The sequence below is a fragment of the Lysinibacillus sp. FSL M8-0134 genome (assembly GCF_038069745.1).
GTDB classification, from domain to species: domain Bacteria; phylum Bacillota; class Bacilli; order Bacillales_A; family Planococcaceae; genus Lysinibacillus; species Lysinibacillus irui.
The window spans coordinates 180,927-197,730 of record NZ_JBBPAJ010000002.1; the positions used below are offsets into that span (position 1 = coordinate 180,927).

Annotated in this window: 16 protein-coding genes; 1 reads left to right on the forward strand and 15 read right to left on the reverse strand. The window is 37.1% G+C overall.

The window, feature by feature from the left end; translation table 11 throughout:
- The first annotated feature begins 39 nt into the window (after positions 1–39).
- Positions 40–2,151 (forward strand): MMPL family transporter, encoded by a 2,112-nt coding sequence (locus MKY49_RS20705; protein ID WP_341387011.1) that lies wholly within the window; start codon positions 40–42, stop codon positions 2,149–2,151.
- Between the two features lie 45 nt (positions 2,152–2,196).
- Here MKY49_RS20705 and MKY49_RS20710 read toward each other — a convergent pair whose 3' ends face one another.
- From MKY49_RS20710 to MKY49_RS20780, 15 genes are all read right to left on the reverse strand, one after another.
- Positions 2,197–2,805, reverse strand: coding sequence for an alpha/beta hydrolase (locus tag MKY49_RS20710; RefSeq protein WP_274794753.1), 609 nt, complete (start codon positions 2,803–2,805; stop codon positions 2,197–2,199).
- Between the two features lie 17 nt (positions 2,806–2,822).
- Entirely contained in the window at positions 2,823–3,014 is a 192-nt protein-coding gene (locus tag MKY49_RS20715) for a hypothetical protein (protein ID WP_004231917.1), read from the reverse strand.
- Positions 3,015–3,035: 21 nt separating this feature from the next.
- The gene (locus MKY49_RS20720; RefSeq protein WP_274794754.1) at positions 3,036–3,500 is read right to left on the reverse strand and encodes a hypothetical protein; all 465 of its coding nucleotides are present in this window, start codon (positions 3,498–3,500) and stop codon (positions 3,036–3,038) included.
- Positions 3,501–3,637: 137 nt separating this feature from the next.
- Entirely contained in the window at positions 3,638–4,258 is a 621-nt protein-coding gene (locus tag MKY49_RS20725; RefSeq protein ID WP_312506991.1) for an NUDIX hydrolase, read from the reverse strand.
- Positions 4,259–4,269: 11 nt separating this feature from the next.
- Positions 4,270–5,367, reverse strand: a complete 1,098-nt coding sequence (locus MKY49_RS20730) for an AI-2E family transporter (RefSeq protein ID WP_274794756.1) — start codon at positions 5,365–5,367, stop codon at positions 4,270–4,272.
- Positions 5,368–5,519: 152 nt separating this feature from the next.
- Positions 5,520–7,217 (reverse strand): M3 family oligoendopeptidase, encoded by a 1,698-nt coding sequence (locus MKY49_RS20735; protein ID WP_341387012.1) that lies wholly within the window; start codon positions 7,215–7,217, stop codon positions 5,520–5,522.
- Positions 7,218–7,359: 142 nt separating this feature from the next.
- The gene (locus MKY49_RS20740) at positions 7,360–7,893 is read right to left on the reverse strand and encodes a YdcF family protein (protein ID WP_396631764.1); all 534 of its coding nucleotides are present in this window, start codon (positions 7,891–7,893) and stop codon (positions 7,360–7,362) included.
- Between the two features lie 117 nt (positions 7,894–8,010).
- On the reverse strand, positions 8,011–9,753 hold the full coding sequence (locus MKY49_RS20745) for a methyl-accepting chemotaxis protein (protein ID WP_274794759.1): 1,743 nt from the start codon (positions 9,751–9,753) through the stop codon (positions 8,011–8,013).
- 346 nt (positions 9,754–10,099) lie between these two features.
- The gene (locus MKY49_RS20750) at positions 10,100–11,395 is read right to left on the reverse strand and encodes an arsenic transporter (RefSeq protein ID WP_274794760.1); all 1,296 of its coding nucleotides are present in this window, start codon (positions 11,393–11,395) and stop codon (positions 10,100–10,102) included.
- A 65-nt stretch (positions 11,396–11,460) separates the two neighbouring features.
- Positions 11,461–12,180 (reverse strand): YebC/PmpR family DNA-binding transcriptional regulator, encoded by a 720-nt coding sequence (locus tag MKY49_RS20755; protein ID WP_341387014.1) that lies wholly within the window; start codon positions 12,178–12,180, stop codon positions 11,461–11,463.
- Between the two features lie 201 nt (positions 12,181–12,381).
- Positions 12,382–12,843: a low molecular weight protein-tyrosine-phosphatase gene (locus MKY49_RS20760; RefSeq protein WP_274794762.1), complete on the reverse strand. Its 462-nt coding sequence runs from the start codon at positions 12,841–12,843 to the stop codon at positions 12,382–12,384.
- 60 nt (positions 12,844–12,903) lie between these two features.
- The gene (locus tag MKY49_RS20765; protein WP_274794763.1) at positions 12,904–13,506 is read right to left on the reverse strand and encodes a lysophospholipid acyltransferase family protein; all 603 of its coding nucleotides are present in this window, start codon (positions 13,504–13,506) and stop codon (positions 12,904–12,906) included.
- A 78-nt stretch (positions 13,507–13,584) separates the two neighbouring features.
- Positions 13,585–14,418, reverse strand: coding sequence for a putative RNA methyltransferase (locus tag MKY49_RS20770; RefSeq protein ID WP_341387015.1), 834 nt, complete (start codon positions 14,416–14,418; stop codon positions 13,585–13,587).
- 2 nt (positions 14,419–14,420) lie between these two features.
- The gene (locus tag MKY49_RS20775) at positions 14,421–15,788 is read right to left on the reverse strand and encodes an MATE family efflux transporter (protein ID WP_341387016.1); all 1,368 of its coding nucleotides are present in this window, start codon (positions 15,786–15,788) and stop codon (positions 14,421–14,423) included.
- Between the two features lie 138 nt (positions 15,789–15,926).
- Positions 15,927–16,694 (reverse strand): tyrosine-protein phosphatase, encoded by a 768-nt coding sequence (locus tag MKY49_RS20780; RefSeq protein WP_341387017.1) that lies wholly within the window; start codon positions 16,692–16,694, stop codon positions 15,927–15,929.
- Positions 16,695–16,804: the final 110 nt, after the last annotated feature.

A 16,804-nucleotide genomic window follows, 5' to 3' on the forward strand; every position in this document is an offset into this window, starting at 1 on the left:
TCCATTACACTAATTGAAAAGGGGGATACATAAATAACTATGAAAACAATTTCGACATTTATTACAGCACATGCGAAAGCAATCGTAGCTATATGGCTTATTATTTTTCTAGCTATGGCTTATTTTGCTTTACAGCTTCCGGGTAAACTTCAAGGGGATGGCTTTTTTGTTGAAGGCGATCATACCTATGTTACAAATGAGCTAGCAGAAAACTTTGATTTGCCTTCTGATACGATTTTGATTGTCTTTGATCAAGCAAAAGATCAAAAAATTGAAGATACTTTAAAAAAACTCGATCGTATAAATGAAATACATTCAATTCAATCGCCTTTAGAAGATTCCTCTTTACGTAAAGATGACATTGCCTATGCGATGGTTCATTTAAAAAATGATGTTAAGAATCTTCCGGAGATTGTCGAGGAATTCCGTTCATTAATTGAAGGAGACGGCATTAGCATTACTGGAGGACCCGTTATTTCTGCTGACATTAATACAGCCAGCCAAAAAGATTTAGCGTCAGCTGAAGCCATTGGGTTACCAATTGCCATTGTTGTTCTTTTATTGGCTTTTGGTACAGTGATTGCTTCTATCCTACCCATTGTCATTGGTATTGTTACAGTCGTTACTGCCTTCGGAATAATGACATTACTTAGCGGCAGTGTGAATCTATCTATTTTCGTGTTAAATATTGTTCCAATGCTTGGGCTTGCTTTAAGTATTGATTTTGCCCTACTGTTTATCAATCGTTACCGAGAAGAGCGTGCACATACCTCTATTGGACAAGCTATTCAAACTGCTATACAGACAGCAGGACGTTCCATTATTTTCTCCGCAGTTTGTGTCATGATAGGTTTAGGCGCAATGATTGTTATTGATGTAGAGATTTTTCACAATATCGCTCTCGGGGGCACAATCGTCGTCCTATTAGCCGTTCTTTCTGGTCTAACATTACTCCCTGCCACAATGATGCTTTTAGGAGATAGACTTAATAAATGGCGTATATTGCGTGTTAAACCAGGTGGTGCGAACCGTTGGCGTGGCTTCGCTGGTTTTGTCATGAAACATCCAGTTGCGATTGTCATTTCAGCATTATTATTACTTGGTATTGGTATGCTCCCATTAAAGGACATCAAACTAGTGATTCCACAGGTTGACTCCTTACCAACCAAATATGATGCACGTTCAGCATATGACCAATTAGATAAAACATTTGGACTCGGTGAATCATCTACTTTATATTTGTTAGCTGAACGCAAAGAAGGTTGGGAAGATAGTGAGGCACGAGAGCTTATTTATACTATTCAAGAAAAGCTATTAAAGGATCCGTTAGTCTTAGAGGTCTCTACAATATATACAGCCGCGAATATTCAAACACCTGAAGAATTATCAGCATCTTTAGCTATTCCACAGGTCGCGGAACAATTAAAACCTGTTATTCATACCTTTTCAAAGGATACACAACTATTTATCCCAATTACCATTGATGCAGCAGGTTCTTCCACTACTGCTCAAACGTTTGCACGAACATGGATGGAAAAAGATTTAAATGTAAGTTTTGCTCTTGGGGGGCCAGCTAAATTTAACCAAGAGATTTTCGATGAAATTGCTAGTAAAATTGTTTTGGCTATCGCCATTATCATCGTCTCTACATTCTTTATTTTAATGCTTGCATTCCGCTCAGTCTTAATTCCATTAAAGGCGATTATCATGAACATTATTGGTCTTTCATCTGCATTCGGTATACTCGTTTATATTTTCCAATATGGACATTTTGGTATTGAGGCAGGCTCAATTGTCTTGATTATTCCTGTCATTGTTTTCTGTCTCGTGTTTGGTTTAAGTATGGACTACGAAGTCTTTTTAATTTCTCGTATCCAAGAGGAATATTTAAAAGGGGCAGATAATACACGTGCAACCATTGATGGGCTGACATCTACTAGCCGTATTATTACATCGGCAGCGCTTATCATGATTGTTATCACAGGAGCATTTGCTTTTACGGACGTCATGCCTGTAAAACAAATTGGTGTAGGGATTGCCATTGCTGTTGCTATTGATGCGACAATTATTCGTCTAATGCTTGTACCTAGTCTCATGAAACTATTTGGCGATTGGAACTGGTGGCTACCATTTTCAAAGAAAAGTAAATAAACGAATTAAAATCCGCCTCTTCATAAAAAGAGGCGGATTTTTCAATTAAGCATAGATACTGTTATACCATTCTTTTGCTGCATGTACTTCAGGAATAGTAAGCTGATGTCCAAAATCAAACCATTTTGTCGTAACCTTAGCACCTGCTGAAGTTAACAGTGTTTCTAAATCCTCAGATTCTTGTGCAGTACACATCTGATCATTCGTACCAGCACCGATAAATACAGGAATAGAAGAAAGTTGCGGTAATTCAATTCCACGTCTTGGTACCATTGGATGATGTAAAATAGCTCCCGCTAATGCATCATCATAATGGAATAGCAAGCTTGCCGCAATATTAGCACCATTTGAATAACCTATCGCTACAATTCGTTGCCGATCAAAGCCATATTGCTGTGCTGCCTCCTGTAAAAATTCATATAGCTCCTTTGTACGAAAGATTAAATCCTCTATATCAAAGACACCTTCTGCTAGTCGACGGAAAAATCGCGGCATTCCATGTTCAAGTACATTTCCACGTACACTTAAAATATTAGCTGTTTCATCTATCTCTTTTGCCAGCCCAATTAGACTTTCTTCATTACCTCCCGTGCCATGTAACAACAATAACGTCGGTTTTGTTTCATCTGTCCCTTTATAAAAAATGTGTTGCACTGACAATCACCTCTCAATTATCTTGAATTCGAGATAATTGTAGCCTGTGGCAAAATTAAATTCAAGCTTTTTGACTTATTAATTTCTCGATTCTCTCGATTTGGTTGTTCTTCGTGATTTTTATAAAAATTAGTAATGGTATAAACTGAAAATAAACATGCTGCAATCACCACAACAATAACAATTCCCACTAATTTTTTCCCGTTCATTGATATTTATCCCCCGTATTTTTATTTCTTTGTACGAAAGCCCTCTTCTAGTAAATATTCCTTTGCTGCATCATACGTACCAAATGCCTCTTCAAGATTTTCCCCATGATATACATTCCAAGAACGTTGCTCAAAAGCAAGTTGCAATTGAGCACCTTCTCGGCTATGCCAAATCTCTATAATCGGCTCCTGCTCTTCTACTTCTTCTGATAAGTACTGAATCGAATCTTCAATAATTTCACGAAGCTGTTGCTCATCAAAATCACGAATATTCACTAATCCTTTTTCGTTAGCCACATGCTCATAGCGTAATAAATCCCCAACAAAGACAAATCCATTGCCATTGGGATGTAGCTTTTCAACTACAACTGTCTTTTCATAAAGACTGTCCATATAGTGATAATTTAAGCGTTTTAATGAAATTTCCTTTCTTGTTAGTTCAGTAAACGATTCAATAACCGCTTGTTTTTGTTCAAATGTTAGCATATAAAAAATGCTCCTTTTCTTTACAATCTATCTTACAGTATAACGTATTTTTCGTTTTTTTATCGTGACGTTTCTAAATCATTTTTGCCAATAAAAATAGGACAAGCTTATACTAACAGCCTATCCTATAAAAAATATCATGTCTGATTAAATATTTTTTCGCGTGCAAATTTTATTACTTGTGCAACATATAGTTCTCGATAAGGAACAAATTGTGCGTTACTAACTGGTCGGACAATATTCATGCGTTGACCATCTGGAAAATATTCGTAGCCTTCAATATTTAACGTCGTTGTTTCGCCTAAGAAAAATGCCTCTGCTTCATCAAGTCTTGCTCTCACTACACCAGAGACTTCTTCATACTGTAATACAAAGGAATCCCAATCATGTTGGAAGGGATATATGTAGACATGGCAAAATTCATTGTCGATCATATTTTCAGAAACGATACTACAAGAGGTCATGCCCATTTTCACTACTTCATGGACATCTATATCGAGACCCAGTTCTTCTTTTACTTCACGAATACCTGACTCAACTGTTTCAATAGCTAATAGATGCCCTGCTGCTGTAATATCAAGCAACCCTGGGTAATCCTTTTTCTGCGAACTACGTACTTGAAAATAAATATAGTCTTCATTGACAAGCCAGCAATGAAATGTCTCATGCCAAAGCCCTTTTTCATGTACTTCTGCCCGTGTCGCTGTGCCAATTTGCTCATGCAGTTCGTTAAACACTTTTACAATTTCTTGTTCCATTTTTTCGGCTCCTATACTGACTTCGTCGCTTTTTTCTTAATCGCATTACGTTGATCATAAATATTAGATACGATAACCTTTAGTACCGCGTAAAATGGTACAGCAATAATAATACCAATAAAGCCTGCAATATTACCCGCTGCTAAAATAATTGTAATAACGGTTAATGGGTGAATATCGAGTGATTTCCCCATGACATTTGGTGTAATAAAGTTGCTATCTATTTGCTGTGCAACAAGGGTTACAACAGATACCCAAACAACTAGAATAGGATCTTGAATAACTGCCACAATCAATGCTGGAGCAAAGGCTATCCAAGGCCCAATGAATGGGATCATATTCATAAAGAACGCAAAGATCACTAACAGTAACGAATATTCTAATCCAATAATTAAATAACCGACATACATGATGAGTGCTAATAAAAAGCTAATCTGCAGTTGTCCCTGAATATAACTGCGTAATACATCATCAATTTCACTTAATGTCTTTTTTACCCATTGTTGACGCTCGCCACTGAAATATTTATAGATAGATGGGGCAAATTTTTCATGATCCTTTAGCATAAAAATAAAGAAGAATGGAATTAAAATAGCTAATAACGACACAGAAACAATGGATTGTAAAAAGGACACAAATCCCTTACTCGCTACTACTGCGATATCCTGTACAGAATTCGCCATTTTTTCAATAACATCATTTAATTGCTGTGGGAAATTATCTTTATTTTGCGTTACATAGTCTGTTAGTTGTTGGATGCTCGTACTAATACTCGTACTAATCATAGGGGCATTCTTCACTAATTTATTAACTTGCTCGGCAATCGGATTACCGATAATCCAGCCAAATATCCCCGCAATCGCTATTAACCCAAATACAATTGTCAATATACTTGCCCATCTAGGCATTCTCCGTTTTTCTAAAAATCTCTGAATCGGTTCAGTCACATAATATAGGACACCACCAAGTAATAAAGGCACAAAAATAGCTTTTAATATAATGACTAGTGGTGAAAAAATCCAATGAATCTCTATAAAATATTTAATGATTAGTAGTGTAAGTAATATCCCTACGCCTACTTGAAACCAAACTTTCCTCGTCACTTTCATTCACTTCCTTTTATCACAGTTACTGAAAATACTACTGATATATTAACCATTTCGCAAGTATCCTAGTATTTTTAGACAAAATAAAATTGTATGGAGATGATCAATTAAAAAATTCGCTCACTTCATGGAAGTGGAGCGAATTTATAGATTAATTAAAGTGAGGAGTCATCAACTGAATTTAAGTATGCCTCAATTTCCCCAATAACCGATTCAACACAGCCGTCCTCAAATGGCGAAATTAAGCCTGCCTCTTTTACTAGCTTTGTAAAGGACATAGATCCTCCTAAGCCGCATAAATGTAAATAATCTTTCCAAGCAGCCTCAAATTCTTCACGTGAACGCTTCCAGAACTGGAAGGCGCAAATTTGGGCTAGCGTGTAATCAATATAATAGAACGGGCTCGCATAAATGTGACCCTGACGTTGCCAAACGCCCCCTGCTGCAAGATAGCTATTATCGTCATAGTTACGGTGTGGTAAATATGTTTCCTCGATTTTCTTCCATGCTGCCTTACGTTCAGCTGGTGTCATTGTAGGATTTTCATAAATAACATGTTGGAACTCATCTACTGCAACACCATATGGTAAGAATAGAAGACCGCTACTTAAATGTGTAAATTTATATTTCTCTGTATCTTCTTTAAAGAATAGTTCCATCCATGGCCACGTGAAAAACTCCATACTCATTGAGTGAATTTCACAAGATTCGTAGGTTGGCCACAAATATTCTGGTATGCCAATATTACGACTTGAATACACTTGGAAGGCATGTCCAGCCTCATGTGTTAACACATCAATGTCACCTGACGTTCCGTTAAAGTTCGAGAAAATAAATGGGGAATGATAGTTTTCAATAAATGTACAATAACCACCACTCTCTTTACCTTTCTTCGCTACAAGGTCCATTAATTCATGCTCAATCATGAAGTTGAAGAATTCTCCTGTTTCTGGTGATAACTCCTCATACATTTTCTTACCATTTGCTACGATCCACTCTGGATTACCCTTCGGTGTAGCATTGCCTGATAAGAAGTTTAATGCTTCATCATAGAATTTAAAATCTTCAATACCAATACGCTTTGCCTGGCGCTCATATAGCTTCGTTGCAACAGGTACGATTAAATCTCGAACCTGATCACGGAATTTTTTTACCATTTCAGCATTATAATCGATACGATTCATGCGAATATAACCTAGCTCTACATAGTTTTTGTAGCCTAGTTTAACAGCAATTTCATGACGCACCTTTACAAGCTCATCATATAAACGATCAAATTCTTCCTCATGTTCAGCAAAGAAGCCAAAACGAGCATCTGTCGCAGCCTTACGTGTTTCTCGTTCAGTTGATTCCGAAAATGGGCCAAGCTGAGCAAGTGTTAATGTCTCTCCATTAAATTCGATTTGTGCGGAAGCAACAAGCTTATTATATTCAGAAACAAGCTTATTTTCTTTTTGCATTAAATCAATCACTTCTGGGGAGAACCCTTTAATTTGATAGGTTGCTAGATCGAATAATTGCTGACCCCATTTTTCTTCTAATTGCTGACGGAACGGTGAAGCAATTAATGCTTTATAGTATTCTGTAGTTACTTCCTCTAGCTCTGGACCAACTTCATCGAAATAATCACGTTCTGCTTGATAAAATTCATCATTTGTATCAATAGAAGCACGAATATATACTAAGTTAGCCATTGTAGCAAAGTCATTACTAATTGTATTTAACTGTTCAATGATGCCACTTTGCTCGTCCATAGATTGTGCATTTTTAAATTGTTCGATGAGAGCTAATTGTTGCTCTTTCATAACTGCCACATTTGGACGGTTGTATTCATAGTCTTTAAACGTTTTCATTGAAGTCCCCTCTTTCTGGCCTATCCCCGTAATATTTCTATTATATGCCAAATGAAACCTATTAAGAAACAATTATCTACACTGAGCAATAGTTTTTTTACGAGGAAGCACTAGATAATTTTTCAACGAAGGACATAATTATTTAATAGCCTATAATATATGTTTTTAATAATGCGGCTCTTTCTCTTATTCTTAGTTTAGCTTCTACTGACTTAGGTGTTTTGGCCGCTACGACATCCACTTCAAAATTTAATGCTTCAGCTAGATATTTGGCACGTTTCAAATGAAAGTCATTAGAAACGATGGTGATTTTCTTTGTCTCTTTTGGTAATAGTTCTTTAGAAAATACTAAATTTTCATAAGTCGATGTAGATTGATCCTCAATGATAATTCTTGAAGCCTCAATACCTTTCTGTTCCAGATAATCTTTCATGACAGATGCCTCTGTTCGATCTTCATCAGGTCCTTGCCCACCTGACACAATAACCTTAACATGCGGATAGTTTGTTAAGTATTGTACCGCCACCTCTAATCTACTTTTTAACGACAGCGATGGTACACCACCAGGCTTTACTTTTGCTCCAAGTATAATCATATAATCGGCAGAGCCATTGGCATTTGGTTCAACTCCCTGCTCGATTTCTTTTCCCAACCAGATATAAAGAACAATGCCCATACCTACTAGAAGAATACATATACTTATCACCCATTTTTTCACAAATCACCCCTCCTTTACCTTTTATTAACGTGGATAAAGTAAAAAGGATGCTTGGTCAACAAGCATCCTGAAACATCATCTCAATATAAAGCGTTTAATGGACTCCTGTAATGCAGATATTTCATCAGTTAGATCATTAGATGATTCACTAACAAGCTGGATTGCTCGTTGTTGCTCATCTACAGACGCAGTGACCTCTTCAGATGCAGCAGCATTCTTTTCACTAATCAAGGCTATGCTTTCGATCGATTGCATCATATCATTCTTAGAGTTATTTAAATATTCTACACCCTCTGTCATATCTCCTATGAAGGCTATTATCTTTTCAACAGCCAATTTAATTTCTTTAAAGGACGTCTCTGTTACTATGACAGAATCATTTTGCTGACGCACAATCACATGTGTCTTCTGCATCTCATTGTTGACTAAGTTTGTTTCACTTTCAATACCCTTTAACGTCGTGCGTACAAGCTCAGTCGCTACAGCTGTTTGATCAGCAAGCTTTCGTACTTCCTCTGCAACAACTGCAAATCCTTTGCCCTGTTCACCAGCTCTAGCTGCTTCTATTGAAGCATTAAGAGCAAGTAGGTTCGTTTGATCTGAAATTTCGGTTATCGTCCCTACAATACCTTCAATTTCACGCACCTTGACAATTAGACTACTAAAAACAGACTGCATGTTCTGAATCAACGTTGAAGACTCATTGGATTTTACTTTCAAGCTATCTATATTAACAAGACCTTCTTCATTTGATTCCTTCATATGCTGGGATGCATCGAGCATTAATTCATTTTTTTCATGTAATCCTTCTATTAGACGCGCAAATTCTATAGCTGTTCGATTTGTATCTTCCGCATCAGATGCTTGCTGGACTGCGCCTTCCGATACTTCATTAATGGCTTTAACAATCTCATCTCCATACGCATTTGTTTCTTCAGCTACTGCTGATAGGTTCGCTGATGTTGATTGAATTTCTACTATCGCTTCCTCTACATCCGAAATAAGCGTTTTGAGCTGATCAACCATTTCATTAAAGCCTGCATTTAACTGTCCAATTTCATCTGAACGCTTTAAATGTTCAATGTCTACAGTTAAATTCCCCTTAGCTACTTCGAGCACACGCTTCGATAATTTTTGTACGGGCAATGCCAGATGTCTAGATACTAAAATAACAACAATGGTCCCTATAATAATGGCACCAATTAATGTTACAGCAATCACTATCAGTAAGGAATGTGCCCCTTGGTTAAAGTCTTGCATATACGTACCAGATGCAATAATCCATCCCCAATACGGATCTTTCTCAGAATAGATAATTTTATCAGCTAAAACATCCTGACCTGGAAGTTCAAACTCATATTCTGTAAAGCCACCACCATCAAGTGCCTTTTCTGTTACTTCTCGAATAAAATAATTACCACTACTATCTTGGTCATTCCATAGATTGTCTCCTTCTCTAGTAGGGTGTGTTGTTAAAGTACCCTTATCATCTAGCACATAAATATAGCCATATTCACCTAAATTACCAGGATAGTTAATTGGTCGCTTCCCTTCACTATCTTTAGGACCAAGTAAAGCTTCTCGTACTCGCTCTTGTGCTACTTCTAAAGGAATATCGCCCTTTTCAACACTCTCATTTGCGAGTTCAATCAATTGCAAAGCCGATTCAACACTATTGTATAGTACTTGCTCTCCAATCTCCTCCATTCCATTTTTCGCCTTACCGTAACTAACCATTCCAATAATCAAACTTGGAATAGTCAATAGTGCTAATGAAATAATAATTAGTTTCCCCTGTATCGAACGTAAAAATCTCATACTTTAGACCCCCCTATTTTCTTCGTTCAAATATATTAATTTATATTATGTTATGGTTTGATAGTTTTCACAATGGGTAAACGACAAATTATTTTCTAATTTCCCTTAATCTGGTTTAATTCTACATTTAATATGCAAAATGACACATTGATGGTAGTACTGTTTAATTTATGTAACAAAATAAAAAACTATTTTTCTACAAGATCTACGCTCATAGAAAAATAGTTCAAATTAATCAATAGCTTGTATTTAAGAGCTCTTCAGTGCAGACATCCAAGCCTTTTTTATTTGCCTTATAACTTGTCCTTTTAAAGAAATCGAATTGTGCCCTATTTCAATAATAAAACTAAGATATGATACTTATCCAAATAACTAATCCGACTAAAGTAGCGAACAATGTTGGGATTGTAAGAATAATGCCGATTTTAAAATACTGCCCCCAGCTAATTTTAATGCCCTTTTGAGCCAATATATGAAGCCATAATAATGTCGCGAGTGAGCCAATCGGTGTCATTTTTGGTCCTAAATTGGTGCCAATGACATTTGCATAAATTAGACCTTCTTTCATCATACCTGTTGCGCTTGTTTCGGAAATAGCTAAAGCATCAATCATGACAGTGGGTAAATTGTTCATAATCGCTGATAAAATGGCTGCTACAAATCCCATAGTGATAGTGGCTACTATAAAGCCTTGCTGCACAGCTTGGTCTAGCAAACTTGCCAATAACCCCGTCATACCTACATTTTTCAAGCCATAGACAACCACATACATACCAATTGAGAAGAACACAATATTCCACGGGGCCCCTTTTATAACTCTCTTTGTATCAACAAACGTACTGCGTTGTGCTAACCATAAGAAAATTGCCGCAACACCGCATAAAATAAAGGATACAGGGATGTGCAAAACTTCACCAATCACGAACCCCACTAATAGAATAACAATCACATACCAAGCTATTGCAAATAGTTTCGGGTCTCGAATTGCCTGCTTAGGATGCTCAACTGCCTCCAGAGAATAATCTTGTGGAATGGATCGACGAAAAACAATGTACAGGACTACTATACTTGCTATTAAAGAAAAGAAGTTAGGTACAACCATATGAATAGCATAATCTATAAAGCCGATCTCAAAGAAATCAGCTGATACGATATTTGTTAAATTACTAATAACAAAGGGTAAAGATGTGGTATCTGCAATAAAACCACTTGCAATGATAAATGGGAAAATCATTTTTTCCGTTAAGTTCAGCTTTCTCACCATTGCTAAAACAATGGGCGTTAATATTAAAGCGGCACCATCATTAGCAAATAAAGCCGATACAATAGCTCCTAAACAGGCAATATAAACGAATAAACGAATCCCGCTCCCCTTAGCAAGCCGTGCCATATGCAGAGCTGCCCATTCGAAAAAACCAATTTCATCTAATATAAGCGAAATTAAAATAATACCGATAAATGAAAGCGTGGCATTCCAAACAATCCCAGTTACCTCTAATACATCTTGCCAGGTGACTACGCCAATTAATAGCGCAATAGCTGCTCCTATACAGGCTGACCAGCCAATTGATAGTTTACGCGGCTGTACAATAACGAAAAATAATGTAACTAAAAATAAAATAATCGCTAAAGTAGTCTGCATATTTTCCTCCCTAATTAAAAACCAGTAGCCTTATAGCTACTGGTTTACTCATTTAGATTAGCGGTTTATTCACCTAAATCTGCATTGTGGAAGACGTTTTGTACATCTTCTAAATCTTCTAAAGCATCTATTAGTTTTTCAAACTTCGCTACATCGTCACCAGTTAATGTTACTTCAGTTTGAGGTAGCATAGATAGTTCTGCTACTGTGAACTCTTCAACACCTGCAGCCTTTAATGCTTCTTGTGTAGCAAAGAATTGATCTGGCTCTGCATAAATAATAACTGCTTCATCTTCTTCTAGAATATCACGAGCATCAATATCTGCTTCCATTAAAATTTCTAGTACTTCATCAGCAGTTTTGCCCTCTAAACCAATTACTGCTGTTGAATCGAACATATAAGCTACAGAACCACTGACACCCATATTCCCATTATTTTTACCAAATGCTGCACGAACATCAGATGCTGTACGATTCACATTGTTTGTTAAAGCATCCACGATAATCATTGTGCCTGCTGGTCCAAAGCCTTCATAACGTAATTCGTCAAAGCTTTCATCACCGCCACCTTTTGCTTTATCGATGGCTTTTTCTATAATATGTTTTGGAACACTATATGTTTTAGCACGTTCAAGAACTACCTTAAGTGCACGGTTTGACTCTGGATCTGGTTCGCCTGATTTAGCTGCCACATAAATTTCTCGACCAAATTTGGCATAGACACGGCTTGTGCTTTGATCTTTAGACGCTTTCTTTTCTTTAATGTTATTCCACTTACGACCCATTGTTTCCACTCTCTTTCAAAAGATAATTTTATAAAAATAATAGATACACCTTTGCATATCTGAAAATGGTAATTAAATACTTATCGTATCTTTACTCTGCAAATAATAACACAATGATGCTTACAAAGCTAGATATACCAATGTTTAAGCGAACTTTTTCTAAAGCAATAACTGTTAAAATTTGCGCTATTTAGTATCGCCTTACAACAACTCTTGTTTTATTTTTACGAGTAACGCCTGACATCCCTCACGTACTAAATCGTAGGTTTCTTGAAAATCTCCCGTATAGTAAGGATCAGGGACGTCCTTATGATGCTCTGTTAAATCTAAAAAACGAAATATCTTTGGTGAATGGGGATCACCTAACATCGTACGGATATTGCGAATATTACTTTCATCCATACCTATAATGTAAGCAAATTTTTCAACATCAGCTTGTTGCAATTGTCGACCACGCATTCCTGTAGTAGAAATGCCATACTCTTTAAGCTTATCTTGTGTACCACGATGAGGGGGCTCACCAACATGCCACGAACTCGTAGCAGCAGAATCCACTTCAATTTTATCATTCAAATGCTCTTTCTCTATTAAATCACGCATGACAGCTTCTGCCATTGGAGAGCGACAAATATTGCCTAAGCACACGAAAAGTACTCGAATCATTCTACTATCCTCCCACAATAAAACACTCAAAATCAAGTTGATTCTGAGTGCCACTTTATTTTATTTGACTGCAATTCGTTTCTGTAATTCTTCTGTTAAAGCAATCAGTTCATGTTCAAGGTGTTGTGTAAATTGTTCACGACCTTCTTTGCCTTTACCTGTTACATAAAACGGCTCACCATAAATTAAATAGCCTTTGCCACGCTTCATTACATCTCCAGCATTGCGTGCACCAACATAAGCAGCAGGAACAATTTGCACCTTTGCCAGCTGTGCAATTGTAATCGCTCCTTGTTTTAAATCAGAGCCTTCTGCATTTCGAGTTCCAGATGGGAAAATCCCCACGATTTTGCCTTCCTTCAATAACTGTGAAGGAATTTTAATCACGCTTGGACCAGGATTATCACGGTCTACCGGAAAGGCATTTAAACGCTCAATAAGCCATCCAAGGCCTTTCATTTCAAATAATTGCTTCTTTGCCATAAAATGAATTTCCCGTGGATACATGGCTACACCAAGGTTTAAAATATCAACATAGCCTGTATGTGTACAAGCTATAATAAACCCACCGTCTTTTGGTAAGTTTTCTTCTCCATATACACGAGCCTTTGAGCCCATTAATTTCAATATTACTTTGACAACATTTGCTGCTAATTTATACACTGTTACATTCCTACCTTATTCAATAGTTATTCCCATTGTAATCGAAAAGACCAGTATACTGCAATTGCCTGCGACCATCTAAGCCTTCCCCACTAGTAGATCTACATCGATTGTAATTGCATTTAATATGAGGTCTTTATCCTCTTTTTTATGCCAGCCCATTGGTGTCATTTCTAATAACGCGGGCACAAGATTCTCATCAAGTGGTAGAGTATAGGTAACACGTTCTTTGGTAACCTCATGAAAGCTATCTTGAAAACGTGCAACAATCTGCTCGTTAGAATAGGTTTCTTTGCTTGAATCTGCATATAATTGAGCACGCAGTTCCTGTAAGTATCCGCTTTGTGGCACAACCTTTACAATACAGCCATCAGGCGCAAGAAGCCGTTTAAACTCCTCATAATTGGCAGGTGATAAAATATTTAAAATTGCATCAAAGCTTGCTTTCGCAAACGGACTTTTCGCCAAATCACCTACACACCAAATTTGTTGTGGATAATGACGAGCTGCAGCCATTATGCCTTCTTTTGCTATATCAATTCCTATACCTATCCCATACTTTTTGGCCTTCATAATTCGAGCTAAATGTGATCCTTCTCCACATCCAGTATCAAGCACTTTTTTTGCAGGCGCTACAATCTCACTGATTTTAGCTTCCACTACATCATAGATTCCGCTATCAATTACAGCCTTGCGGGATTCAAAAAGACTCTTACTATATTTAGAGGAGACGCTATTCGTTAGCATATTGACATAGCCTTGCTTGGCAATATCAAATGAATGGTTGGCAGAACAAACCAACCTCCCTTGCTCATAAACATACATCGATTGCTGACAAACCGGACAAGCAAAAAGATTAATCTGTTGATCCATTAATGCTGCCCCTATTGCACGTTTAGATAATGCACCCATTGCTATGCCTCCTTCTGTTCGTTAGGTGAAACGAGGGCAAATCGCTCCCATTTACGGCTCTTCCATCTAAAGTATACGATAATTGCCCGCAACCATTCATCTGCTGAAATGGCTAGCCAAATTCCAACCAAGCCCCAATCCAGTACAAAGACAAATAAATAACCCAATGGAAGACTCATGCAAACCATTGACAGAAATCCGATTTTCACAGGGAACCTCGCATCCCCTGAAGCACGTAACGAGTTAATGACAACAATATTCATCGTGCGGCCCGTCTCAAGTAAAATACTTAAAGCTAACACGGATGCTCCAATTGCTATAACGTTAGGGTTATCTGTAAAAACATGCATAAGCTGCTTGCGGAAAATCGTGACAAAAGCGACCATTATAATCGTAAAAACAAATGCCGCACGTACGCTAGTCCAAAGCTGATGATAAGCATCGTCCTTTTTCCCTGCACCTACATGACGACCAATAATGATTGCTGTTCCTGTACCAATAGCAATCGCAAATAAATAGGTAAACATTGAAATATTCATGGCGTATTGTCGTGCCGCTAATGTTTCTGCTCCTAAATATGTTGCATAATACAAGAAGATGATTTGACAAAACTGATAAAGAACCTGCTCAAATGCAGACGGTAGGCCAATGTTCAATATTTTTTTTACATATTCCTTAGAATACTCGAAATAATATTGAATCTTTATACGCACTTCCATGACCTGATATAACAACCAGAAAAATACGAGTACCGCTAAACCTCGACTAATAACAGAAGAAATAGCTGCACCTTTAACACCAAGCTCTGGAAAACCTAAATTCCCAAAAATAAGACCATAATTTAAAACCACGTGTAATATATTCATACCAAGTGATACGTACATTGTTTGCTTCGTCCAACCATGTACGCGGATAATTGCAGCTAAAGCATTGATAATAGCCTGAAGGAAAATAAAACTCCCGATGATTGCTAAATAGCTTTGCGCATAGTGGAGTACTTCTCCCTGTAAATTCATCATTGTCATTAAATGACCAGCAAAGAAGAAAAATAGAATACTCATCAAAAGCCCAACGGCCAAATTCATTGTAACAGCTAAAGCTGATATTTTTGCTGCTTCGAAGAACCGTCTTGAACCTAAATATTGGGAAACTACAATGGATGCACCATTACCAACCACTTCAAGAATCAAGATAGCTATATGGATATATTGATTGGCTGCACCTACTCCTGATACAGCATTATCTGATAAAGCACTGAGCATAAAAGTATCAGCTAGTCCCATTAACATAAATAAAAATACTTCTAAGAAGATAGGCCACGTTAAATGGAATAGACTTAACTTATTTGTCTCTTTAATTGTGTCTGCCAATACTTTCACTTCTCCTATCTTTTTCTTGAAAATCTATTGTATCTTATCACAAATTTTCAGACTGTAAAGAGGTTTATGATAAGACAGCGCTTCCACACAAAAAATCCCCTTCACATAGCTTTGTGAAAGGGCTTTTCCTTACATCAAACAGTAAGACTGTAATTGCTTACGTTTTTCAGCTGTTAGTCCAAATTCCTGTTCCATAAAGGCAGTCTTTGAGCCATAGAGATCATCCATAGCATCCAATGCTGCTTGTAAATAATCTTCACGAGCAGACATCAATGCATAAAATTGCTGTAATTCTTGTTCATTATACTGATGCTGAATAGCTTGAGCCATTTTTTCCACCATGGGTTGTAAGTGTATATTAGTGTCTAGGTAGTCTTCCATGATTGTTTCCTCTGGTACATCTAAAGCTAGTAAAATCAGGGCGCCTCCTATACCTGTTCTATCTTTTCCAACTGCACAATGGTGAACAAGACCTAAATTATCAGGATTTTGAATGGTTTTCATTAGCTCCTTAAATGAGGGATTATTAAAAGGCATTTGCGCATAAAAATTTCGGAACATTTCGGGGCTTACTACTTTATAAAAATCTTTACCACCAGCATTTGTGGGCATTTCAAAAGCATGATTACCCTTTGCTGGTATTTGAATATATCGAGCATGTGAGAACACGGGGTTAGGATTATGCTGTGCTTCCTTGTTGTCACGGTAATCAAAAATAGTTTTAATACCTAACATTTCAAATCGCTCTTTATCTGCTGATGTCATTTTAGCAAGTGCTGCAGAGCGGTAGAATAAACCCTTCTTTACAATACGTCCATCCCTTGTCTTATATCCCCCCATATCTCGGAAATTATAGACTGCCTCAAACGGAATAACCTGTGTATCTAACTGTTCCATTCACTACCCTCCCTAAATTATTAAGCATTCTTACCTTTATTCTATAGAACAAATTAAATTAATTCCAATTTTCACGCTAGGTAATAACTAACCATATAAAAATGGCTAGC